Source organism: Streptomyces sp. NRRL S-646 (assembly GCF_000720765.1).
Taxonomy (GTDB): Bacteria; Actinomycetota; Actinomycetes; order Streptomycetales; family Streptomycetaceae; genus Streptomyces.
Genome location: NZ_JODC01000007.1, coordinates 262,860 through 284,452, shown reverse-complemented (window position 1 = coordinate 284,452; position 21,593 = coordinate 262,860). Strand labels below are relative to the sequence as shown.

Sequence of the window (21,593 nt, the reverse complement as noted above, 5' to 3'; positions counted from 1 at the left end):
ACCGGTGAAGGGAGCCGACATGACCACCGACGCCACCGACACGACGGTCACGGACGAGGCGGTACGAAGTCTGCACGCCACCACCGACCCGCGCCTGCGCGAACTGCTGACCGGTCTGATCCGCCACCTCCACGCCTTCGCCCGTGAGACCCGGCTGACACAGCAGGAGTGGGAGCGGGCCATCGGCTTCCTCACGGCGACCGGGCAGACCTGCACGGACACCCGGCAGGAGTTCATCCTCCTGTCGGACGTCCTCGGCCTGTCGATGCTCGTCGAGACAATCCATGGCAACAACGCCGACCGCGCCGCCGGAGCCACCGAGTCGACGGTTCTCGGCCCCTTCCACATGACCGAGTCCCCGGCCCGCGAACTCGGCGCCGACATCGACCTGGTGGGCGGCGGCGAGCCGTGCGTGGTCAGCGGCCGGGTCCTGTCCCGGGACGGAACTCCGCTGCCGGGCGCGGTCGTCGACGTCTGGCAGGCCGACGGGAACGGCTTCTACGACGTCCAGCGCCCGGAAGTACAGCCTCCCGGCAACGGGCGCGGGCTGTTCACCGCGGACGCGGAGGGCCGCTTCTGGTTCCGCACCTGTGTACCGAGCCCGTACCCGATCCCCACCGACGGCCCGGTCGGCGACCTGCTGCGTGCGACCGCCCGCCACCCCTACCGGCCCGCGCACATCCATTTCATCGCCTCGGCCGAAGATCATGTACCGGTGACCACGCACATCTTCGTCGCGGGCAGCGACTACCTCGACTCGGACGCGGTGTTCGCCGTCAAGCCGAGCCTGGTCCAGGAGTTCACCCGAACGGATGACTCCTCCCTGGCGCGGGAGTTCGGCGTCCCGAACCCGTTCCGCCACGCCCGCTTCGACCTCGTACTGGAGCATTCGTGAAACACCGCCTCGACTTCTCCTACGAGTCCCGGCCCGTGCGGGTCGTCTTCCGGCCCGGGGCCGCCACGACCGCGACCGCCGGCGAGGCGGCGGCGCTCGGCCTGCGCCGGCTGCTGGTGGTGTGCGGCAGCCACGGCGCGCAGACGGCACGCGCGGTCGCCGATTCGCTGGGCCCCGCCTGCGCGGGCCTGCACGACGGTGCCCGGATGCATGTGCCCGTCGAGGTCGCCGACCGGGGCGTCGAGGCGGCCCGGGCGGCGGGTGCGGACGGCTGTGTGGCCGTCGGCGGCGGCTCCTCGATCGGCCTCGGCAAGGCGATCGCCCTGCGCACCGGCCTGCCGCTGATCGCCGTGCCCTCCACATACTCCGGTTCGGAGATGACCCCGGTCTGGGGCCTGACCGAACACGGCGCCAAACGCACCGGCCGCGACCCCGTCGTCCTCCCACGCAGCGTCGTCTACGACCCCGAACTGACCCTCTCGCTGCCCGTGCCGCTCTCCGTCACCAGCGGCGTCAACGCGATCGCCCACGCCGTCGAGGCGCTGTACGCCCCCGACACCTCGCCCCTGATCGCGCTGATGGCCCAGGAGGGCGTTCGGGCCATGGCGGGCGCCCTGCCCGAGGTGGCTGCCGACCCGGACTCCTTGGAGGCCCGCGGCCGCGCCCTGTACGGCGCCTGGCTGTGCGGCTCCTGCCTCGGCGCCACCACCATGGGCCTGCACCACAAGCTGTGCCACGTCCTCGGCGGCACCTTCGGTCTGCCCCACGCCGAGACCCACACCGTGGTCCTGCCGTACGCCCTGGCGTACAACGCGTCCGCGGCCCCGGACGCGGCGGCCGCCGTCGCCCGAGCGCTGGACACGGACGACGCCCCGCACGCCCTGCGGGAGCTGGCCGGGCGCCTCGGCGCACCCCGCTCCCTTGCCGAACTCGGCCTGAAGGAAGGCGACTTGGCGGTTGCGGCCGCGCAGACCGCGGGCCAGGCCTACGCCAATCCCCGCGAGGTCACGGCCGACGGGGCGCTCGCCGTGCTGCGGGCGGCGTACGAGGGCGCGGCACCGGTGTTCCCCGCCGCCTGACGCGGAAGGGCCGTCGCCCGCGGGTGCGGGACGACGGCATCCGCCGGACGGTCGGGTCTCATGCCTGCCCGGCTGCGGCCTCCACCTGCTCGGGCGCGTCCTTCGGGGCCTGCGCCGCCGGCTGCCGGCGCGGAATGAAGGAGGCGACCAGGAAGGCGAGCAGGGCGGCCACGGCACCGATCGCCATGACTACCTTGAAGCCGTTCTCCGAGGGCAGGGCGTGACCGCCGAAGTCGGTGGTCATCTGGGCCAGGATGACGCCGGCCAGGGCGCTGGCGAACGACGTACCCAGGGACCGCATCAGTGTGTTGAGGCTGTTGGCCGCACCGGTCTGGGACGGGTCGACCGCGCCCATGATCAGGGCGGGCAGCGCGCCGTAGGTGAAGCCGACACCGGCGCCGATGATGCAGGAGACCAGGATGAGGTGCCAGACCTCGGACATCAGAAGGATGTTCAGGCCGTAGCCGGCGGACACGATCAGTGCGCCGATCATCAGCGTGACCTTCGGGCCCTTGGCCTGGGTGAGCTTCGCGGACGCGGCGGACATGACCATCATGACCAGGCCCTGCGGGGCGAGCACGAGGCCGACCGTCAGCATCGACTTGCCCAGCCCGTAGCCGGTCTGGGTCGGCAGCTGCAGCAGCTGCGGAAGCACCAGGGACATCGCGAACATCGAGAAACCGAGGGCGACCGAGGCCAGGTTGGTGAACAGCACCTGCGGCTTGGCGGTGGTGCGCAGATCGACGAGCGGCTGCTTGGCCTTGAGCTCCCACCAGCCCCAGGCCAGCAGGATCACGACGGCGGCGGTGCCCAGGCCGAGCGTCGTGCCACTGGTCCAGCCCCAGTCACCGCCCTTGGACACGGCCAGCAGTAGGGAGACCAGACCGGCGGACAGACCGAGCGAACCGACCAGGTCGAAGCGGCCACCGGTGCGCACCTTGGACTCGGGCACGATCAGCAGCACCAGCAGGAAGGCGACGGCACCCAGGGCGCCCGAGGTCCAGAACAGGATGTGCCAGTCCCACTTGTCGGCGATGAACGCGGCAGCCGGCAGGCCCAGCGCACCGCCCACACCCAGGGAGGCACTCATCAGCGCGGTGGAACCCGCCAGCCGCTCGGCGGGCAGTGCGTCCCGCATGATGCTGATGCCCAGCGGCACCACGGCGGCGGCGAGACCCTGCAGCGTACGACCGACGATCATCGGGAGGAGCGAGTCGGCCAGTGCGCAGACCACCGAACCGGAGACCAGCAGCACGATGCTGACCAGCAGCATCCGCCGCTTGCCGATCATGTCGCCGAGGCGGCCCACGACCGGGGTGGCCACCGCGGCCGCCAGGAGGGTGGCGGTGACGGCCCAGGCGGTGTTGGACGCAGAGGCGTGCAGCAGGGACGGCAGCTCCGGGACGATCGGAATGACCAGGGTCTGCATCAACGAGACGACGACCCCGGCCAGGGCCAGCACCGCCACCACGGCGTTCGGCCTGGGCGGGGCGGATGCCCCCGCGGCGGCGGGTCGGGCGGGCGCTTCGGACATGGCAGGGCCTCCAGCAAGGGCTTATTGCTTGACTTACGCAAGCATAAGAGGGATTGATTGAGTTAAGCAAGCGAATGGGTCGGGGTGTCCATGTGACGAGGCCCACGCGGGGAGGGCGGTTCACCGGGCCGCGGTCTCCTCCCGCTCCTGCGCTGCGAGCGGCAGCTCGGTGACCACCTCGAAACCGCCCCGGGCCCGCGGCCCCGCACGGCAGCGACCGCCGACCGAACGTGCCCGCTCCCGCATGCCCATGACGCCGTACCCGCCGCCCGGGGGAGCGGACGACACCGGCACTGGGCCCCCGTCATAGGCGACCGTCACCGCCAGCCGGTCCCGGGAGTAGACGAGCCGCACCTCGGCCGCGCGGGTGGCGCCGTGCTTGGTGACGTTCGTCAGGGCCTCCTGCACGATGCGGTACGCCGTGAGATCGGCACCCGCGGAGAGCGGCCCGGGCTCGCCCTCGGTGGTGACGGTGACTTCGAGCCCGGCGTGCCGGAACGAGGCGGCCAGATCGGGCAGTTGGGCAAGCCCCGGGGTGGGCCCCAGCGGCTCGTCCGCATCGCCCGCCTGCCGCAACAGGCCGACGGTGGACTTGAGTTCACGCAGTGCCGATGCCGTGGTGCCGCTCAGGGCGGAGGCGAGCCGCAGCGCCTCGCCCGGCCGTGCGGGCAACTGCTTGGCGACGGCGCCGGCCTGAAGGTTGGCCAGCACCAGGTGATGGGCGACGACATCGTGCAGATCGCGCGCGATACGCATGCGCTCCTCCGCGACACGGCGCCGCGCCTCCTCCTCCCGGGTCCGCTCGGCATGCTCGGCACGCTCCTGCACGGCGTCCAGATAGGCCGCGCGCAGCCGGGTCACCGTGCCGAGGGAGGTGGGCAGCAGCAGCCAGGCGGTGGGGCCCAGCAGTTTGAGAACCAGCGGTTCAGCGGCGAGACCGGTGATCAGTCCCGTGCCGACCAGCAGCGCGATGCCGCTGAAGGCAAAGGAGTTGGCGGTCCTACGGTCCGTTCCGACGGCCAGCGAGTACAACGCGACCATGAGCGGCCCGAGCAGCAGGACGGTGAGGAGGTAACCGAGCGCGGCGGTGACGGCGCCGCACACGAGGGCCACCACCCTCGCTCATCGCGCCGTGCTCGCCGCCGCAGCCGATGATCCCGGAGGGCACGCCCTGCGGATTGACCACCACACGGTCGCCGACCTTCAGCTCGGTGACCTCGGCGCCCACTTCGGTGATCTCGCCGGCCGGTTCGTGGCCCAGCGGGATGGAGCGCATCGACCCGTCGGCACCGGCGGGCATGCCGCCGAGATGCAGGAAGAAGGTGTCGGTGCCGCAGATGCCGCAGGCGCGGATCCTGACCAGCACGTCCTTCGGCCCCGGCGCGGGACGCTCGACGTCGACCAGGTCGATGTGGTTCTGGGCACCGGTCCTGACGGACTTCATGGTGGGCATCGGCAGACTCGCTTTCCGGGGTGGGTGAGGTGAGTGAGGGGTGTCGCTGCGCGGACCCGTGAGGTGTCACCGGGCCCGGCGCCGGCCGGGGGAGTGTGCAGGCGGCCGGACCCGGTGACTGCGCCGTTCCCCGTCCCCACGGAGCCGGCGCGCTGGGGCCGCCTCCGCTCGGTGCGGCCCCGGTCTGTGTCCCACTGGCGTGCTTGACTCAGGCAAGCACGGTAACATTACTTAAGTCAAGCAATCATCTTCATGTTGCTTAAGTCAGGCAATTAGATTTACCCTCGGTGCATGCCGGCACAGCGATCCGCCTCAACGTCGGTCCCGGCGAACGTGAACGACATCGAGCGGGCACTCACGCGCGTCACGTACCTGGCCGGCCGGGCGCGGCAGCATGAGCGCCTGATGGCCATGGCGGGGCTGGCGCTCGACCGGGCCGCCGTCGCCATCCTGCGGCACATCGCCGAGAGCGAGCCGATGCGCCCCGGAGTGCTGGCGGTGCGGCTGTCCGTGGAGGCCTCGCATGTCACCCGGCAGTTGCGGCAGTTGGAGGAGGGGGGTCATGTGGTCCGGATCGCCGACCCGGACGACCGGCGGGCCCAGCGGGTGCAGATCACCGACCTCGGCCTGGCGGCGGTCGACCGCATCCGCGAGGTGAACCGCCGCGGGCTGCAGATGGCCCTGGCCGACTGGTCGGGGGAGGATCTGGAGCAACTCGCCGCGCTCTTCCGCCGGTTGGTGCACGACTTCGTCGCCCACGCCGAGAATCCGCTGCCGGGGCCTCCGGCCGTCTGACCGGCACTGACGTACCCCTGGGCCTCCCGTCCTCTCGCGGCAGGAGGTGTCGAAGCATGCCCGCAATGTGGCAGACAAAATTGTTGACAATCTTGTCTGGCTAGATTTAGGTTCGACAGGCACTCACTCAGGGAGGGCAGCGATGCCGAAAGAAGCCCGTCCGAGCACCGGAGAGCAGGCCAAACAGCACGCGCTCGCGCAGCTGCGGCAGGCGATCCTGCATGGCGAGATGGCACCGGCGCAGCGGCTGGTGGAGAACGAGCTCGCCGAGCAGTTCGGTGTGACACGGGCGAGCATCCGCGCGGCACTCATCGATCTGGAGGCCCAGGGCCTCGTCGAGCGGATCCGCAACCGCGGCTCGCGGGTGCGGGTGGTGACCGTCGAGGAAGCGGTCGCCATCACCGAGTGCCGCATGGTCCTGGAAGGACTGTGCGCGGCGAAGGCTGCCGTGGAGGCCAGTGACGAGCAGCTCGCCGAGCTGACGGAGCTGGGCACGGCGATGGCCAAGGCGGTGGCCGACGGTGAGCCGGTGACCTACTCCGAGCTCAACCAGGAGCTGCACGCCAAGGTGCGCGAGTTCTCCGGCCAGCAGACGGCCGTGGACCTGCTGGAGCGGCTCAACGCCCAACTGGTGCGACACCGCTTCCAGTTGGCGCTGCGGCCGGGGCGTCCGCAGCACTCCCTGAAGGAGCACCTGGCGATGATCGAGGCGATCGGAGCCAGGGACCCGCAGGCGGCCGAGACGGCCGTCCGCGCCCACCTCACCAGCGTGATCGAGGCGCTGCGCGACTGACAGCCGCGCGGCCGAGAGCCGCTGACAGGGCGGGCGCCCACCTGTCACCGAGGCGAGCGAGCCGAAGGGGTGTGCCGGTGTCGAGGCTGCGAGCGCGCGGAGGCCCGAAGGGCTGAGCACGGTCGCAGCCCCGACACCGGCTGGAGCACCCCGGAGGTGAGCCGCCCAGAAAATTGGGAGATGCCAGCATGACCCAGGCCAACGCGCCCGCCTCCCCGCGGTCCACCCTCGTCGTCACGGCGCATGCCGGGGACTTCGTGTGGCGGGCAGGCGGCGCCATCGCCCTGGCCGCGGCCCGCGGGGAGAAGGTCACCATCGCCTGTCTGACCTTCGGCGAGCGCGGCGAGTCCGCCAAGGCATGGCGCGAGGGCAGGAAGCTCGACGAGATCAAGGCGATACGGCGGGACGAGGCCGAGCGCGCCGCCGCCACTCTCGGCGCCGAGGTCCGCTTCTTCGACGCCGGCGACTACCCGCTCATCCCCACCGCCGAGCTGACCGACCGACTCGTCGCCGTGTACCGCGAGACGCAGCCGGACGTGGTGCTCACCCACCCGGTCGAGGACCCGTACAACGGCGACCACCCGGCGGCCAACCGCATGGCATTGGAGGCCCGCATCCTCGCCCAGGCCATCGGCTACCCGGGCGAGGGCGAGATCATCGGGGCCCCGCCCGTCTTCTACTTCGAGCCGCACCAGCCCGAGATGAGCGGCTTCCGGCCCGAGGTCCTCCTCGACATCACCGAGGTGTGGGACACCAAGCGCAAGGCCATGGAGTGCCTGGCCGCCCAGCAGCACCTGTGGGCGTACTACACGGATCTCGCCGTCCGCCGCGGCGTCCAGCTCAAACGGAACGCCGGACCGAACCTGGGCCTTGCGCACAACACCATGGCCGAGGCGTACATGCGGCCGTTCCCGCAGATCGCGAAGGAGCTGGCATGAGCGGCGTGATCGTCACCAACCCGCCGAAGGCCGACGCGAAGGACGTCGAGGCGCTGGCCGGCTTCGGTGTGGCGACCGTCAGCGAGGCGATGGGCCGAACCGGCCTGCTGGGCCCGGACATCCGCCCCGTCCAGCAGGGTGTACGAGTCGCGGGTACGGCCGTCACCGTGCTCAGTTGGCCCGGCGACAACCTCATGATCCACGCCGCCGTCGAGCAGTGCGGCCAGGGCGACATCCTGGTCGTCACCACCACCTCGCCCTGCACGGACGGTCTGTTCGGCGAGCTGTTCGCGACCGCCCTGAAGCAGCGCGGCGTGCGGGGTGTCGTCCTCGGCACGGGGATCCGCGACACCCAGGAGCTCCGGGACATGGGCTTCGCCGCCTGGTCCCGGGCCGTCTCCTCGCAGGGCACCGTCAAGGCCACCGGCGGCTCGGTCAATGTGCCGATCGCCATCGACGGCCAGGTGATCCGCCCCGGCGACGTGATCCTCGCCGACGACGACGGCGTCGTGGTCGTCCCCCGTGAACGCGCCCGCGAGACGGCGGAGCAGGCGGAGGCCCGCGAGGCCAAGGAGGCGGCCACCCGCGCCGCCTTCCTGGACGGCCAACTCGGCCTGGACCGCTACGGGTTGAGGGACACCCTCAAACGGCTCGGCGTCGAGTACCGGACGTACGAGGAGTACGCGGGGGAGCGGCCGTGACCGGTCGGCCCGAGGGGGTCCGCTGTCTGCTGATGCGGGGCGGCACCTCCAAGGGTGCCTACTTCCTCGCCGACGACCTCCCCGCCGAACCGGCCCTGCGTGACGCGCTGTTGCTGCGCATCATGGGCAGCCCCGACGAGCGGCAGATCGACGGGCTCGGCGGCGCACACCCCCTCACCAGCAAGGTGGCCGTGGTGTCCGTCTCGGCCGACCCGCGCGCCGACGTCGACTACCTGTTCCTTCAAGTCGCCGTCGACAGAGCAGAAGTGAGTGACCGTCAGAACTGCGGGAACATTCTCGCTGGCATCGGGCCGTTCGCCGTCGAACGCGGTCTGGTGACGGCGGGGGAGGAGGAGACCTCCGTCCGCATCCGTATGGTCAACACCGGAGACTTCGCCACGGCGACCTTCCCGACCCCCGGCGGTCGCGTCGACTGCACGGGAGACGCCGAGATCTCGGGCGTGCCGGGGACGGCAGCCCCTGTGGTCATTGAATTCCCGGCCGGGGCAGGGCAGTTGCTGCCCACCGGCAAGGTCCTGGACGACATCGACGGCACACCCGTGACCTGCGTGGACAACGGCATGCCGACGGTGCTCATCGCGGCCTCGTCCCTGAAGGTGACCGGCTACGAGTCGCCCAAGGACCTGGAGGAGGACCTCGCGCTCGCCGGCCGGCTGCGTGAAATCCGCCTGGAAGCAGGCCGGCTGATGGGCCTCGGCGACGTCTCCGACACCACCGTGCCCAAGCTCACCCTGCTCGCACCGCCCCGCGCCGGTGGCGCGATCTCCACCCGCACCTTCATCCCGGTGCGCTGCCATACGTCGATCGGTGTGCTCGGCGCGGCCAGTGTGGCCGCCGGCCTGCGGATCGAGGGCGGAGTGGCGGCGGAACTCGCACGGCTCGATGCCGGCGGCGACCGTATCCGTATCGAACACCCCACCGGATTCCTGGACATCGAAAGCAGCCTCGCCACCACTCCCGACGGCCTGCCCACCGCTCGGCGGACGGCCGTGGTCCGTACGGCCCGCAAGATCTTCGACGGAACCGTCTTCCCGCGGTCCGCCGAGACGGCACCCATCCCCCCGCACCCCCGAGGAGGTCACCGATGACCCCGCCGCTCGGCGACATCGCCCACATCGGCCATGCCCAGCTCTTCACCCCGGACCTGGACGCCAGCGTCGCCTTCTTCACCGACTACCTGGGCCTCACGGTCAACGGCCAGGACGGCGACACGGTCCGGCTGCGGACCTTCGACGACTACGAGCACCACAGCCTGGTCCTCACCGCCCGCGAACAGCCGGGCCTCGGCCGGCTCGCCCTGCGCACCTCCAGCGAGGAGGCGCTGCACCGCCGTGTCAAGACGATCGAGGAGGCGGGCGGCTCCGGCAAGTGGGTCGAGGACGAACCCGGCCTCGGCAAGCTGTACCTGACGACAGACCCCGACGGGCACGAGCACGCCCTGTACTGGGAGAGCGAGCACTACCGGGCGCCCGAGGAGCTCAGGCCCGCGCTGAAGAACCAGCCGCAGGCCAAGCCCAACCGGGGTGTCGGTGTGCGGCGACTGGACCACATCAATTTCCTCGCGGCCGATGTGCTCGCGAGCGCCGAGTTCCAGGAACACGTGCTCGGGGCGCGGCCGACGGAGCAGATCCGGCTCGACTCCGGCCGGATCGCGGCGCGTTGGCTGACGTACACGAACAAGTCGTACGACGTCGTCTACACCGAGGACTGGACCGGTTCGACCGGGCGGCTGCACCACATCGCCTTTGCGACCGACACCCGCGAGGACATCCTGCGCGCCGCCGATCTCGCCATCGACACGGGCGTGTACATCGAGACGGGCCCCCACAAGCACGCCATCCAGCAGACGTTCTTCCTCTACGTCTACGAGCCGGGCGGCAACCGCATCGAGCTGTGCAACCCGCTCACCCGCCTCGTGCTCGCGCCCGACTGGCCGCTGGTCACCTGGACCGAGGAGGAGCGGAAGAAGGGGCAGGCCTGGGGCCTGAAGACCATCGAGTCGTTCCACACGCACGGCACGCCGCCGGTCGCCTGACGGCCCCTGTCGCCCCGGCGCGGCTTTATTGTCGATGAGATTGTTGACAAAAACGTTGACGAATCTTGCGGTCTCTCCTTAGCGTCGGGGCACCCTGTTCCACGAGAGGAAAACGAAGATGTCCTCCTCCCCCTCCCTGACCGCTCGCGGCAGCAGACTGGCCCTCCTGGTCGTCGGGCTGTGCTGGCTGGCCGTGCTCTTCGACGGCCTCGACATGTTCATCTACGGCTCCGTCCTGCCCCACCTGCTGGAGACGAAGACCTTCGGCCTCACCGCCGACCAGGCCGGCGACCTCGGCTCCTACGCCACCTTCGGCATGCTGGTCGGCGCTCTCACCGCGGGCACGGTCGCGGACCGGATCGGCCGCAAGACACTGATGGTGGCCTGCGTGACGCTGTTCTCGCTGGCCTCCGGGCTCTGCGCGATATCCGGCAGCGTCGAGGTCTTCGGCCTCGGCCGGACCCTGGCGGGCGTCGGCCTCGGCGGTCTGCTGCCCACCGCGATCAGCATGGTCTCCGACTACGCCCCGCGCGGCCGCGGCGCCATCGTCATCGGCATGCTGATGACCGCGCACCACGTGGGCGGCATCCTCTCCGCATACGTGGCGAAGTGGCTGGTGGACCCGGTCGGCTGGCGCGCCGCCTTCTGGGTCTGCGTCGTCCCGATCGCTTTCGCCCCGGTGCTCGCCAAGTTGCTTCCCGAGTCGCTGAGCTTCCTCGTCGCCAAGGGACGGGATGAAGAGGCGCAGGCGCTCGCCGCGCGCTACGACGTGGAGCTGCCTGCCGCAACCGGCAAGAAGACCGCCGCCGACCGCTGGGACGCGCTGGTCGGTCTGTTCCGCGGCGGCGAGTGGATCCAGACCCTGCTGTACTGGCTGGCCTCCTTCGGCGGACTGCTCCTGGTCTACGGCGTCGCCACCTGGCTGCCCACTCTGATGCGCACCGAGGGCTACGCGCTCGCCAACGCCCTCACCTTCGTCGTCGTCTTCAACCTCGGCGGCATCGTGGGGATGCTGGTCGCGGGTCGGGCGGCCGACCGCTTCGGCGCCCCGCGCATCTCGGCGATCTGGTTCGCGCTGACCGCGGCGGGCGTCTTCCTGCTCAGCGTCCACATGCCGATGGCCGTGACCACCCTGGTCGTCTTCCTCACCGGCGTCTTCCTCAACAGCGCCCAGACGATGATCTACGCGACGGTCTCGATCCGCTCCTCCCCGGACAACCGCGCCACCGCCGTCGGCTGGACCTCCGGCATGGGCCGCTTCGGCGCGGTCTTCGGCCCGTGGCTCGGCGGGCAGCTGCTCGCCGCGGGCAACGGCGACTTCGGCTTCACCGCCTTCGCGCTGGCCGGCCTGTCGTCCATGGTCTTCATCGGCATCGCGGCACTGCGCAGCCCGAGGTCCGACACCCCGAGCAGCACCGGCCAGGAGCTGGCCACCGCCCACTGACCAGCGGCCGTACCCGGGTGACGGGGCAGGAGGACGGACACCGGCCCCCGCAGCGGATGCGGGGGCCGGCGTCCGGCGTCAGGCTCGGAGTATGAGCGAGCGGTGGGATGTCCGCCGTGCGGGGCCGGAGCAGGCGCCGCACCGGGTGCTGATGATTCCGGGCGGGCTGTGCTCGACCGAGTTCTACGCCGATGTGATGGCCGAACCGGCGCTGGCGGAACTGGGGCTGGTCGCGGCCACGATGCCCGGATTCGGCGGAACCACGGCGCCCGAGGACGTGAGCATGGAGCACTACGCCCGGCTCATGGCGGACCTCGCCGCCGAATCGGGCTGCGACGTGGCCGTCGGGCACAGCCTCGGAGCGAACGTCGTGATCGAGATGGCGGCGGCCGGCCTGTTCCACGGACCGCTGGTGCTGCTGTCGCCCACCTTCTCGCGCGGCGACGAGGCGAAGTTCCTGGCGGTGATGAACACTCTCGGGCGGGTGCCCGGGCTCGGCATCGCGGCCTGGACCGGCATGCTGAAGATGCTGCCCAAGGCCATGAAACGCGAAATGCCCGCACACCGGGCCGAGGCGCTGGCGGCGGACATGGCCGACAACGACCCGGCCACCTGCCGCCGCATCGTGCGCCGCTACTACGAATACCTGGACCGGTATCCGGCACTGGTCCCACGGCTGTGCGAGGCCGCCGTCCCGGCCTGGGTGGTGCGCGGCGACCACGACGAGATCGGCCTGACCGACGTCGAACGGCGGGGCCTTGAGGCCTGCCCGCAGGTCCGGATGGTCACCGTGCCCGACGCCGGGCACCTCGTCCTGGTCGAACAGCCCGCACGGGTCGCCGACGTGATCGTGGACGCGGTCGCCGCGGCGCGCTGAAGCTCAGGCTGGGGGAAATCCCCCAGGTGAACACGGAGGCCAACCGCGTTCCGGGCGTCGCGGCGCGCGCCTAGCTTCGACGGCATGAGTGCAGCAGCCACCAGGGAGCAGCCGTGATCGAAGCGCGCGGTCTCAGCAAACGCCATGGATCCACTCTCGCCGTCGACGACCTCGGCTTCGACGTCCGGCCGGGCGCCGTCACCGGCTTCCTTGGCCCCAACGGGTCCGGGAAATCCACCACCATGCGCCTGATCATGGGCCTGGACCGCCCCGACCGGGGCACCGTCCGCATCCACGGCCGGCCCTACGACGAGCTGCGCTGGCCGTTGCGCGAGGTCGGCGCGCTGCTCGAGGCGCGCACCCATCACCCCGGCCGCAGCGCCGAGACGCATCCATCCGCGCTGGCCGCCGCGGGCGGCATTCCCCGCGCACGGGTGAAGACCGTCCTGGCCACCGTCGGCCTCACCGACCTGGCAAGGAAACGGGCCGGTGGTTTCTCGCTCGGCATGTCGCAGCGGCTCGGCATCGCCGCCGCGCTGCTCGGCGACCCCGCCGTGCTGCTCTTCGACGAACCGGTCAACGGGCTCGACCCGGAGGGCGTGCGCAGGATCCGCAACCTGATGCAATCCCTCGCCCACGAGGGGCGCACCGTCCTGCTGTCCAGTCACCTCATCAGCGAAATGGCACTCACCGCCGACCACTTGATCGTCATCGGCCAGGGCCGACTCCTCGCGGTCTGATCTGCGGCTGCCGCCGCGTGGGCGCGACCAGCCACGACGCTGCCGCAGACGACTGACGGGACACTGGAGCCATGCACGACACATCTGAACGTGTCGCCGATGATGCGGCCACCGGGTTCACCCGGCCGCGGGCCGTGCTACGAGCGCCGTTCACCGCTCGTGCCTGGGCCGAAGTGGCTTACTGCCTGGCCGGGTTTCCGGTTGCCGTCGTCGGCTTCGTCCTCGTCCTCGTTCTGCTCGCCGTCGGAGCCGGCCTCACCGTCTCCCTCGTCGGCGCCGTGCTGGGGCTGCTGCTCGTCGTCGTCTCGACGGGGCTCGCCCGGACCTTTGCGACCCTGCACCGAGGGCTGGCCGCCCAGCTGTTGGGGGAAAGGGTGCCGCCTCCGTCGCAACTCCGGCCCGTCGGCAAGGCGTTCGCGCGGCTCGACGCGCGGTTGCGGGACGCCGCCGGATGGCGCTCGGTGGTGTACGTGCTGGTCAAACTGCCCGTCGCAGTCGTGCAGTTGTATGCCGTGAGCTGGTGGCTCACCGGTCTGCTCAATCTGTCCGCTCCGCTGCGCTGGGCCGCGCTCGGGCAGCGTCCGCACCCCGGCGGGGAGGGCATGCCGACCATCACGCCCGTCCCGGCCGGCGGCGGCGCCCCGCACAGCACCACCTTCGCGGGGACCTTCGTGGCCGCCGCGATCGGTGCGGTCACGCTCCTCACGGCGCCGTGGGTCACCCGCGCCATCGTCGCCGTGGACCGCTGGCTGGTGCGTGCCCTGCTGGGGCCAGGCGAACTCGCCCAGCGTGTACGGAACTTGGAGGAGACCCGCGCCTTCGCCGTCGACGACTCCGCGGCCCTGCTGCGCCGACTGGAGCGGGACCTGCACGACGGCGCGCAGGTACGGCTCGTCGCGCTGGCCATGAGCCTCGACATGGCGAAGGAGGGGCTGGGCGCGGAGGGCGAACCGGTCGCCGACCCCGCGCGGCTGCGCCGCCTGATCGAGACCGCCCACACCAACGCCACCGAAGCCCTCAGCGAGCTGCGCGATCTGGCCCGCGGCATCCATCCGCCCGTACTGGACGACGGCCTGCCCGACGCCCTCGCCACGCTGGCGGCCCGCAGCACCGTAGCCGTGGAGCTGGCTGTCGACGTCCCGGAGCGGCCCACGCCGGCAATCGAGACCATCGCCTACTTCTGCGCGGCCGAACTGCTCACGAACGTCATCAAGCACAGCGGCGCCCGACGTGCGGTCCTGCGCGTCACCCACGAGGAGGGCCTGCTGCGGCTGTGTGTGACCGACGACGGGTCCGGAGGCGCCGCGCCCGGTGCGGGCAGTGGTCTCACGGGCCTGCTGCAGCGGGTACGTACGGTCGACGGCACCTTGCACGTCAGCAGCCCCGAGGGCGGGCCGACGTCGGTGACCGTGGCATTGCCGATGCACGCGTGAGCGGGCGGCGAGAGGTGAGGGAGCATGCCGGTATGCGTGTCGTGATTGCCGAGGACGCCGCCGTACTGCGGGAGTTGCTGGCCCAGATGCTCACCGAGCGAGGGCACGAGGTGTGCGCCGCCGTGGGCGACGCCGAGGGGCTGCGGGAGGCCGTCGCCGAGCACCGGCCGGACGTCGGCGTCGTCGACATCCGTATGCCGCCCACCCACACCGACGAGGGCCTGCGCGCCGCCATCGACATCCGGCGGGAGTGTCCCGGGACCGGGGTGCTGCTGTTCTCCCAGTACATCGAGACGAAGTACGCGAAGAGACTGCTCGCCGAGGGCTCGGCCGGTGTCGGCTATCTGCTCAAGGACCGGGTCGCGAACGTGGCCGAGTTCACCGACGCCCTGACGCGGGTCGCGGCCGGAGGGACCGCCCTCGACCCCGAGGTCGTCACCCAGCTCGCCGGTGCCGGCCGCCGGGGCGAGGACCTCGAAACGCTGACGGCACGCGAGCGCGAGGTGCTGGCGCTGATGGCCCAGGGCAGGTCGAACGCCGCGATCGCGCAGACCCTGGTGGTGTCGGCCGGCACGGTGGAGAAACATGTGGCCGCCGTCTTCGGCAAGCTGGGCCTTGCGACTTCTCAGGACGCGAACCGTCGGGTGCTGGCGGTGCTGCGTTACCTGGAGGCGTGAGCGGCTGACGCCTGGAGAGGGCTGCTGACCAGCAGAAACGACGAGCCGCTCCTAGACTTGCAGTGGGAGCGCGTCCTCCAGTGACATGTCCCGGTATCCCCTGGTGCCTCCGACGCGGGAAGGGGGTGGTGGCGCTCCATGCAGTACGTCGCGGTGAGTGCGGTGAGCCATCCCGGGCTGCTGCGCGAGCGGAACGAGGACAGCCTCGTCGTCGGGCCGTGGACCCTGTGCGCCACCGTGACCGAGAGTCCGCAGACCCTGGTCTTCCCGCTCGGGACGCCCCTGGTCGTCGCGGTCGCCGACGGTCTCGGCGGGCATCCCGGCGGCGACGTGGCCAGCGCCCTGGTCGCCCGCCGGATCGCGTCGATCGGCCCTGCCATGGACGACGAGGAAGCCGTGCGCGCCGTGCTGAACGCCTGCAACCGTGCCGTGTACCAGGCCGCGGCAGAGGGCAGCGAGTTCACCGCCATGGGAACGACGGTGGCCGGTATCGTCGTACGGCCCGGCTCGCTGCTGATCTTCAACGTGGGCGACAGCCGGGTCCTCGCCGCCTCCCGCGACGGCCTGCGCCAGGTGAGCGTGGACGACAGCCCCCCGCTCGCCCCCGGGCAGCGCACCACGTCCCTGGTCACCCAGTGCCTGGGCGGCAGCCCCGGCTACCGGGCCATCAGCCCCCATGTGACGGCGGCGCCCCTCTCACCCGGCGACCGCTACCTCGTCTGCACGGACGGCCTGACCGACCCGCTGACGACGGACGTCATCGAGGAGCTGCTGAGGGACCACAACGACGGCCGGGCGGCCTTCGAGCTGTGGAAGGCCGCGATCGCTGCGGGCGGGCCCGACAACATCACGCTGGCGGTCGTACGGGTCGCGGACGACGGATGATCCCGCTGTTGATCGTGATCTTCACGGCCCATGTCGCCACCATTCGTCTAGGGTCTTCAAATGCGTGGTGACGACATATCCGAGCGCAAGAACACGCCCGTGAACGCGCCCGGCGCCCTGGCAGCGCGGCGTGGCAGATGGCTGTTGGGCGGTTCGATCGCCGTGATCGCAGCGGTGGGGGTGGGCTGGTATTTGTGGCCCACGAGCCAGGAGACGAGCGCGGACCCCCACGTGCGCAACCCGGGCAGGCAACAGCCGATCTGCGCCTCGCCGGACGGGCGGACGCTGTACGCGGACGTGGACGGCGACGGCGTGGTGGACGAGGTGCACGACAGCAAGGACCGCGACGGGCGCACGGTCGTCACGTTCGAGGGACCTGGCAACAAGCGGGCCCGGCAGCCCGTGTGGTCGATCGTCACCGCGGCGAAAGGCCGCCTGAAGGCCCACGCATCGCCCGAGGAGGGCTTCCGGGCGGCGTTCGGAGACTTCGACCACGACGGCCGCGTGGACATGGCGGTCACGTACACCGCACTCCCCAAGAGCGACGATCCGGTCGACTCGGCGAGCATGCACGAAGTGCGCTGGGGACCGCTGGGCCGTGACCTCAAGGGCAGAAGCCGGGGTTCGATCCGGATGAGTCACGGTTACTACATCGACGGTCTGCGCGCGGTTGCGGGCACCCAGCGCAGTGCCGGCGCCAACCCGGGCCCCGCCCGGCTGCTGATTCACCAGACGACCGGCGACGGCGCATTCGAGACATTCCAAGGACAGAAACTCGGTCCTGACCTGGTGGTGCCGGATGAGCCGCTGCCCCGGTGGGGACAGGAATTCGCCGAGCAGAAGGACGGGTGGGCCGGCCTGGGTACCTGCCCGGGATCGCCACGAAGCACGGTACGTCGGCCCATCGCCACCCGTAGCCGGCCTGCCACCCGCTGATCCGGCTGCGAAGAGACCCAACGGGGTGTTCTCCGGCAGCGTCGAGCGGCCGACCTGGGAGCGTTCAGCCATGCTGGGGCAGGGTGGCACCTCTTCCTGCGGCAAGGAGCACCGTATGCGCACGGACCCGGTCGGACGATTCCTGGCAGCCCTGGACCCGGAGCAGCGCGAGGCCGTCGGCGCCAAGTCGCGCCAGGAGCAGGAACGCCTTGCGGCGGCCTGGGAACGGGAACTGGAAACGGATGACGAGCTCGACACCCTCGACGAACTCTCGCCGCCGGCAGCAGAGGCCGAGGCGGCTCGCCGTGTCCTGCAGAGCGGGACCGACTAGCAGCCACCGCCCGGCAGAGGCCCAACGGCAACTCAGTCGAGACAGAACTCGTTGCCCTCGATGTCCTGCATCACGATGCACGACTCATTGACGCCGTCGGCACGCAGCAGACGCACGCGCACCGCACCGAGCGCGACCAGCCGTGCGCACTCCGCCTCCAGTGTGGCGAGGCGCTCTTCACCCACGAGCCCGGTACCGGCTCGCACGCAGAGGTGCACCCGATTCTTGACGACCTTGGACTCGGGAACGCGCTGGAAGTACATTCGCGGGCCGACGCCAGAGGGATCCATGCAGGCGAACGAGGCACCCTGATCCTCGGGCGGCAGCGAGCGATCGAAATCGTCCCAACTGGCGAACCCCTCGGGCGGCGGCGGTACGACGTACCCCAACACCTCGCACCAGAAGCGAGCGACGCGCTCGGGTTCTGCACAGTCGAAGGTGACCTGGAACTGTCTGAGTGATGACACCGGTGCACCATAGCGGGGAGATCCATAGCGGGGAGATCGGCTGCCCAATTCCGATGGGTCCGCAGGTCGAACGGAGGACGGGTGAGCGAGCGTCAGGAGTTGCTCGTGGCGCCGACAATGGCGGAGAAGATCCGGTCCTGCGGGGAGGTCGGCACATGGAAGAAACCGTTGTTGCAGCCGAGGCGCAGCACCGCCGCCTCGTCCGCGACCGCCTTGACGTCTCCCAGGTTGTGACTGATGAGGATCACTCCGATGCCCTGCTCGCGGAGCTCCTCGACGAGGTCGAGGACGTGGCCGGCCTGTGAGATGCCGAGCGCCGCGGTGGGCTCGTCCAGGAGGACGGCCTTCGGCCGGCCGAGGAGCGCGCGGGAGATCGCCACGGTCTGCCGCTGGCCCGCGGACAGCGAAGCGACCGGAGCACGCACATCGGGGACGCGGATGCCCAGCGTGTCGAGCTGCGCGCGTGCCTCCCTGCGCATCCCGCTGTCGTCCATCGACCGGAACAGGCGGCCCCGGGCACCGGAGCACCGCCGCTCCCGCCCCAGGAAGAGGTTCGCGGCGACATCGAGGTCGTCGCACAATGCCAGGTCCTGGTACACGGTCGCGATGCCCAGGCGCTGGGCGATCCGCGGAGTCCTGATCTGGACGGCCCGCCCCTCCCATTCGATGACGCCCTTGTCGGGGGGATCCACACCCGAGATGACCCTGATCAGGGTGGACTTGCCGGCACCGTTGTCGCCCAGAAGAGCGACGACCTGGCCCTTGTGGACCTCCAGGTCGACGTCCTTGAGGGCCTGGACGGCGCCGAACCGCTTGGAGATCCCGCGCAGCGCGAGCAACGGCGGCCCAGTCACGCGAACCTCACCTTCTCCGCGCGACCGAGGTGACGCCGCACGGCCCCGGTGGAACCCCGGCCGCGGGTGAGTCCGGCCCACCCCTCGACAGGACCAGCGGGCACCCCGTTCCGACCACCATCTTTCGTCGCCACCGGGACGGACGCAACGCAGAACGCACGCAGCCGTCCGACCGGCGCCTCCAGCCGCGGTCGGCCGAAGAGGAGACTGGAGCGACACAGTGCGATATGTATGAACAATCCGGACACATGGTGTGGATCGTAGGGACTCCCACGACGTTGGAATCGGCCGGAGGAGGGTGTCACCGATGGCACACCACTACACCGTCCGCAGGCGCGGCCGGCCACGGCGTTCCCGACCGGTGCCGACGCTCCTCCTGGTGGGAACAATGCTGCTCGGCGCCGCGGCCTGCGGCGGAAACCAGGCCTCCACGGAGGGTCGGCGGACGGGGAAGGTCACGATCGGTCTGGTGACCAAGACCGAGACCAATCCGTTCTTCGTGGCCCTGCGCGAGGCCGCCCAGGACGCGGCGAAGAGGAAGGACGCCAAGCTCATCGCGCTGTCCGGCAAGTTCGACGGCGACAACGAAGGCCAGGTCAACGCGGTGGAGAGCCTCATCGCCCGCCATGTGCGGGGAATCCTGATCACACCCTCCAACACGACGGGGATCCTGGGCGCCATCGCCGAGGCCCGTCGGCAGGGCATCCTGGTGATCGCGCTGGACACCGCGACGGACCCGGAGAACGCAGCGGCGGCCACGTACGCGACCGACAACTTCAAGGCCGGACGCCTCCAGGGTGCCTATGTAAGGGCTGTGCTCGGCCGCCGGGACCCCAAGCTGTTCATGCTCGACGGCACGGAGGGTTCCACGGTCAGTCAACAGCGCCACGACGGCTTCCTCAGCGGCTTCGGGACAACGGACGACTCGCCGGCGATCCGCGGACGGGCGATCACCAACGGCGACCGCAACCGAGGACAGACCGCGATGGAGAACCTGCTGCAGCGCACGAGCGACGTGAACTCGGTCTACACCATCAACGAACCGGTGGCCGACGGCGCCTACACGGCCCTCGCGGCACGCGGTCTCGACGACCGGGTGACCGTCGGATCCATCGACGGCGGATGCGAGGGCGTGCGCGACGTCAGAGCCGGCAAGTACGCCGCCACCGTCATGCAGTTCCCGGTCAGGATGGCCGACCTGGGCGTGGCCGCGGTCACCGAGTTCGCCAGGCACGGGAAGAAACCTTCCGGCTTCACGGACACGGGCACGCAACTCATCACCGACAAGCCGGTGCAGGGGCTGGCGTCCCGCGACACGGGCTGGGGACTCCGGCACTGCTGGGGGTGACCTTCGGGCGCCGACCGGGCGAAGGGATCAGTAACGGATCATGAGATCTCCCGTGACCACCAGTGCTGCCGCCGACGGCGAGCCGGGCACCGCACTGCGGGACGCGCTGCGGTACGCCCTGCGCACACCGACCGTCGGTCCCCTCGCGGCCCTGGCCGTCGCCGTACTGGTCTTCTCGCTGACGACGGACACGTTCCTGACGCCGGAGAACCTCGCCCTGGTGCTGCAGCAGTCCATCGTGATCGGCACACTGGCACTGGGCCAGACCCTGATCATCCTCACCGCGGGCATCGACCTGGCGAACGGGGCCATCGCGGTCCTCGGCACGCTCGTCATGGCCAAGCTCGTCTTCGAGGGGCACGGCCCTGTGGCGGCGCTGCTGCTCGGCCTGGTCACAGCGACCTTGCTCGGGCTGGTCAACGGCCTGCTCGTGGCCCGGTTGGGCCTGCCGCCCTTCATCGTGACGCTGGGTGCGCTGACCGTCATCTACGCCGTGGGCAGGCTCTACTCCAACTCCCGCAGCTTTCCGGTCACCGACGATCTGCTGGTCTTCTGGGGGAACGGCGTCCACGTCGGCAGTGTCCTCGTGACCTGGGGGACGTTCCTGCTCGTGGGTCTGTACGCGTTCTTCTGGTACGGCCTCGCCAAGACGGGCTGGGGCCGGCACATCTACGCCGTCGGCAACGCACCCGAGTCCGCCCGCCTGACCGGCATCAACGTGCAGCGCACGGTCCTGTCGGTCTACGTCACCGCCGGTCTCCTCTACGGCATCGCCGCCTGGCAGGCCCTCGGCCGTATCCCCAACGCCGACCCGAACTCCTACCAGACGGCGAACCTGGAGAGCATCACCGCCGTGGTCATCGGCGGGACCAGCCTCTTCGGCGGCCGGGGAAGCGTCGCCGGCACGCTCATCGGAACACTCATCGTCACCGTGCTCCGCTCCGGCCTCACCCAGGCGGGCATCGACAGCCTCTACCAGGACGTCGCGACCGGCACCCTCGTCGTCGTCACGGTCGCCGTCGACAAGGTCCTGCGCCGAGGCTCCGCGCGCTGACACCGACGCGCCGGCGTTCGCGGACTCGGTCTCAGGTTGTGTCGAGACCAGTGCGCCGGCACGTCCCAGGGGCGCCAGACTTCCGTTGCAGAAGGACCGTCCGTCATGGCTGTCCTCATGTGGCACGGAGCGACACGAGTCGAACGGCGTCTGCACGCTCGTGCTCGCCACGACCGGACGCAGGACCGGCATTCCGCGCCGCACGTGCCTGATCTACGGCACCGCAGGCGCGGAATGGCGGCCATCCTTGCGCGTTCAGGTCCCGCCGTCGCCGTTCGGACGTGCCCGCGGAACGACGCGGAT

General features: G+C 70.7%; 22 protein-coding genes and 1 pseudogene. 18 read left to right on the top strand and 5 right to left on the bottom strand.

Translation table 11 applies throughout. From position 1 onward, the window contains the following. The first annotated feature begins 19 nt into the window (after window positions 1–19). Together IH68_RS0116820 and IH68_RS0116815 are read left to right on the top strand one after the other, a co-directional pair. Window positions 20–895: a dioxygenase gene (locus IH68_RS0116820; RefSeq protein WP_030935663.1), complete on the top strand. Its 876-nt coding sequence runs from the start codon at window positions 20–22 to the stop codon at window positions 893–895. Further along, window positions 892–1,974 (top strand): maleylacetate reductase, encoded by a 1,083-nt coding sequence (locus IH68_RS0116815; protein WP_030935660.1) that lies wholly within the window; start codon window positions 892–894, stop codon window positions 1,972–1,974. The genes IH68_RS0116820 and IH68_RS0116815 overlap by 4 nt, the downstream gene beginning before the upstream one ends. A 58-nt stretch (window positions 1,975–2,032) precedes the next feature. Here IH68_RS0116815 and IH68_RS0116810 read toward each other — a convergent pair whose 3' ends face one another. The 3 genes from IH68_RS0116810 to IH68_RS53150 all read right to left on the bottom strand — a co-directional run bounded on the left by IH68_RS0116810 (window position 2,033) and on the right by IH68_RS53150 (window position 4,952). Beyond that, window positions 2,033–3,508, bottom strand: a complete 1,476-nt coding sequence (locus IH68_RS0116810) for an MFS transporter (protein ID WP_030935658.1) — start codon at window positions 3,506–3,508, stop codon at window positions 2,033–2,035. A gap of 120 nt (window positions 3,509–3,628) precedes the next feature. Further along, a complete protein-coding gene (locus IH68_RS0116805; protein ID WP_234341392.1) occupies window positions 3,629–4,624 on the bottom strand; it encodes a sensor histidine kinase in 996 nt (331 codons plus the stop codon). Further along, entirely contained in the window at window positions 4,509–4,952 is a 444-nt protein-coding gene (locus IH68_RS53150; RefSeq protein WP_234341389.1) for an alcohol dehydrogenase catalytic domain-containing protein, read from the bottom strand. Before IH68_RS53150 ends, IH68_RS0116805 begins: the two co-directional genes overlap by 116 nt. Before the next feature lie 300 nt (window positions 4,953–5,252). Here IH68_RS53150 and IH68_RS0116795 point away from each other — a divergent pair, with 300 nt between their 5' ends. The 14 genes and pseudogenes from IH68_RS0116795 (at window position 5,253) to IH68_RS0116730 (ending at window position 17,567) form a co-directional block, all read left to right on the top strand. After that, a complete protein-coding gene (locus tag IH68_RS0116795) occupies window positions 5,253–5,756 on the top strand; it encodes a MarR family winged helix-turn-helix transcriptional regulator (protein WP_030935634.1) in 504 nt (167 codons plus the stop codon). Window positions 5,757–5,898: 142 nt separating this feature from the next. Then, entirely contained in the window at window positions 5,899–6,549 is a 651-nt protein-coding gene (locus tag IH68_RS0116790) for a GntR family transcriptional regulator (protein WP_030935631.1), read from the top strand. A gap of 188 nt (window positions 6,550–6,737) precedes the next feature. Further along, entirely contained in the window at window positions 6,738–7,487 is a 750-nt protein-coding gene (locus tag IH68_RS0116785) for a PIG-L deacetylase family protein (RefSeq protein ID WP_030935628.1), read from the top strand. Continuing rightward, a complete protein-coding gene (locus IH68_RS0116780) occupies window positions 7,484–8,188 on the top strand; it encodes a 4-carboxy-4-hydroxy-2-oxoadipate aldolase/oxaloacetate decarboxylase (protein ID WP_030935625.1) in 705 nt (234 codons plus the stop codon). The genes IH68_RS0116785 and IH68_RS0116780 overlap by 4 nt, the downstream gene beginning before the upstream one ends. Beyond that, a complete protein-coding gene (locus tag IH68_RS0116775) occupies window positions 8,185–9,297 on the top strand; it encodes a 4-oxalomesaconate tautomerase (protein ID WP_030935622.1) in 1,113 nt (370 codons plus the stop codon). Before IH68_RS0116780 ends, IH68_RS0116775 begins: the two co-directional genes overlap by 4 nt. Continuing rightward, the gene (locus IH68_RS0116770; protein ID WP_030935619.1) at window positions 9,294–10,244 is read left to right on the top strand and encodes a VOC family protein; all 951 of its coding nucleotides are present in this window, start codon (window positions 9,294–9,296) and stop codon (window positions 10,242–10,244) included. Before IH68_RS0116775 ends, IH68_RS0116770 begins: the two co-directional genes overlap by 4 nt. A gap of 118 nt (window positions 10,245–10,362) precedes the next feature. Beyond that, a complete protein-coding gene (locus tag IH68_RS0116765; protein ID WP_030935611.1) occupies window positions 10,363–11,688 on the top strand; it encodes an MFS transporter in 1,326 nt (441 codons plus the stop codon). 91 nt (window positions 11,689–11,779) lie between these two features. After that, window positions 11,780–12,565 carry an alpha/beta fold hydrolase gene (locus IH68_RS0116760; protein ID WP_030935610.1) on the top strand — a complete coding sequence of 262 codons (786 nt, stop codon included), beginning with the start codon at window positions 11,780–11,782 and terminating at the stop codon, window positions 12,563–12,565. A 113-nt stretch (window positions 12,566–12,678) separates the two neighbouring features. Then, window positions 12,679–13,299 (top strand): annotated as a pseudogene (locus tag IH68_RS0116755) (ATP-binding cassette domain-containing protein); the annotation flags it as partial. A 77-nt stretch (window positions 13,300–13,376) separates the two neighbouring features. Then, window positions 13,377–14,738: a sensor histidine kinase gene (locus tag IH68_RS0116750; protein WP_030935606.1), complete on the top strand. Its 1,362-nt coding sequence runs from the start codon at window positions 13,377–13,379 to the stop codon at window positions 14,736–14,738. Window positions 14,739–14,770: 32 nt separating this feature from the next. Beyond that, on the top strand, window positions 14,771–15,415 hold the full coding sequence (locus tag IH68_RS0116745) for a response regulator transcription factor (protein ID WP_030935604.1): 645 nt from the start codon (window positions 14,771–14,773) through the stop codon (window positions 15,413–15,415). A gap of 138 nt (window positions 15,416–15,553) precedes the next feature. Beyond that, window positions 15,554–16,300, top strand: coding sequence for a PP2C family protein-serine/threonine phosphatase (locus IH68_RS0116740; RefSeq protein WP_030935600.1), 747 nt, complete (start codon window positions 15,554–15,556; stop codon window positions 16,298–16,300). Window positions 16,301–16,360: 60 nt separating this feature from the next. Beyond that, window positions 16,361–17,236 carry a VCBS repeat-containing protein gene (locus IH68_RS51760; protein ID WP_051833490.1) on the top strand — a complete coding sequence of 292 codons (876 nt, stop codon included), beginning with the start codon at window positions 16,361–16,363 and terminating at the stop codon, window positions 17,234–17,236. 115 nt (window positions 17,237–17,351) lie between these two features. Then, a complete protein-coding gene (locus tag IH68_RS0116730; protein ID WP_030935593.1) occupies window positions 17,352–17,567 on the top strand; it encodes a hypothetical protein in 216 nt (71 codons plus the stop codon). 32 nt (window positions 17,568–17,599) lie between these two features. Here the strand turns inward: IH68_RS0116730 and IH68_RS0116725 are convergent, their stop codons facing one another. Both IH68_RS0116725 and IH68_RS0116720 read right to left on the bottom strand, forming a co-directional pair. Beyond that, a complete protein-coding gene (locus IH68_RS0116725; RefSeq protein WP_030935590.1) occupies window positions 17,600–18,034 on the bottom strand; it encodes a VOC family protein in 435 nt (144 codons plus the stop codon). A gap of 92 nt (window positions 18,035–18,126) precedes the next feature. Then, window positions 18,127–18,888: an ATP-binding cassette domain-containing protein gene (locus IH68_RS0116720; protein ID WP_078912484.1), complete on the bottom strand. Its 762-nt coding sequence runs from the start codon at window positions 18,886–18,888 to the stop codon at window positions 18,127–18,129. A gap of 307 nt (window positions 18,889–19,195) precedes the next feature. Here IH68_RS0116720 and IH68_RS0116715 point away from each other — a divergent pair, with 307 nt between their 5' ends. Continuing rightward, on the top strand, window positions 19,196–20,236 hold the full coding sequence (locus IH68_RS0116715; protein ID WP_051833488.1) for a substrate-binding domain-containing protein: 1,041 nt from the start codon (window positions 19,196–19,198) through the stop codon (window positions 20,234–20,236). 52 nt (window positions 20,237–20,288) lie between these two features. Beyond that, entirely contained in the window at window positions 20,289–21,290 is a 1,002-nt protein-coding gene (locus IH68_RS0116710; protein ID WP_234341385.1) for an ABC transporter permease, read from the top strand. Window positions 21,291–21,593 lie beyond the last annotated feature (303 nt).

What these genes read in the sequence shown, in the direction of transcription:
- IH68_RS0116715 (WP_051833488.1), top strand. Translation starts at nt 19,196, where the DNA reads ATGGCACACCACTACACCGTCCGCAGGCGCGGCCGGCCACGGCGTTCC.
- IH68_RS0116770 (WP_030935619.1), top strand. Translation starts at nt 9,294, where the DNA reads ATGACCCCGCCGCTCGGCGACATCGCCCACATCGGCCATGCCCAGCTC.
- IH68_RS0116810 (WP_030935658.1), bottom strand. Translation starts at nt 3,508, where the DNA reads ATGTCCGAAGCGCCCGCCCGACCCGCCGCCGCGGGGGCATCCGCCCCG.
- IH68_RS53150 (WP_234341389.1), bottom strand. Translation starts at nt 4,952, where the DNA reads ATGAAGTCCGTCAGGACCGGTGCCCAGAACCACATCGACCTGGTCGAC.
- IH68_RS0116780 (WP_030935625.1), top strand. Translation starts at nt 7,484, where the DNA reads ATGAGCGGCGTGATCGTCACCAACCCGCCGAAGGCCGACGCGAAGGAC.
- IH68_RS0116750 (WP_030935606.1), top strand. Translation starts at nt 13,377, where the DNA reads ATGCACGACACATCTGAACGTGTCGCCGATGATGCGGCCACCGGGTTC.
- IH68_RS0116740 (WP_030935600.1), top strand. Translation starts at nt 15,554, where the DNA reads ATGCAGTACGTCGCGGTGAGTGCGGTGAGCCATCCCGGGCTGCTGCGC.
- IH68_RS0116785 (WP_030935628.1), top strand. Translation starts at nt 6,738, where the DNA reads ATGACCCAGGCCAACGCGCCCGCCTCCCCGCGGTCCACCCTCGTCGTC.
- IH68_RS0116790 (WP_030935631.1), top strand. Translation starts at nt 5,899, where the DNA reads ATGCCGAAAGAAGCCCGTCCGAGCACCGGAGAGCAGGCCAAACAGCAC.
- IH68_RS0116760 (WP_030935610.1), top strand. Translation starts at nt 11,780, where the DNA reads ATGAGCGAGCGGTGGGATGTCCGCCGTGCGGGGCCGGAGCAGGCGCCG.
- IH68_RS0116745 (WP_030935604.1), top strand. Translation starts at nt 14,771, where the DNA reads ATGCGTGTCGTGATTGCCGAGGACGCCGCCGTACTGCGGGAGTTGCTG.
- IH68_RS0116730 (WP_030935593.1), top strand. Translation starts at nt 17,352, where the DNA reads ATGCGCACGGACCCGGTCGGACGATTCCTGGCAGCCCTGGACCCGGAG.
- IH68_RS0116820 (WP_030935663.1), top strand. Translation starts at nt 20, where the DNA reads ATGACCACCGACGCCACCGACACGACGGTCACGGACGAGGCGGTACGA.
- IH68_RS51760 (WP_051833490.1), top strand. Translation starts at nt 16,361, where the DNA reads ATGCGTGGTGACGACATATCCGAGCGCAAGAACACGCCCGTGAACGCG.
- IH68_RS0116765 (WP_030935611.1), top strand. Translation starts at nt 10,363, where the DNA reads ATGTCCTCCTCCCCCTCCCTGACCGCTCGCGGCAGCAGACTGGCCCTC.
- IH68_RS0116795 (WP_030935634.1), top strand. Translation starts at nt 5,253, where the DNA reads ATGCCGGCACAGCGATCCGCCTCAACGTCGGTCCCGGCGAACGTGAAC.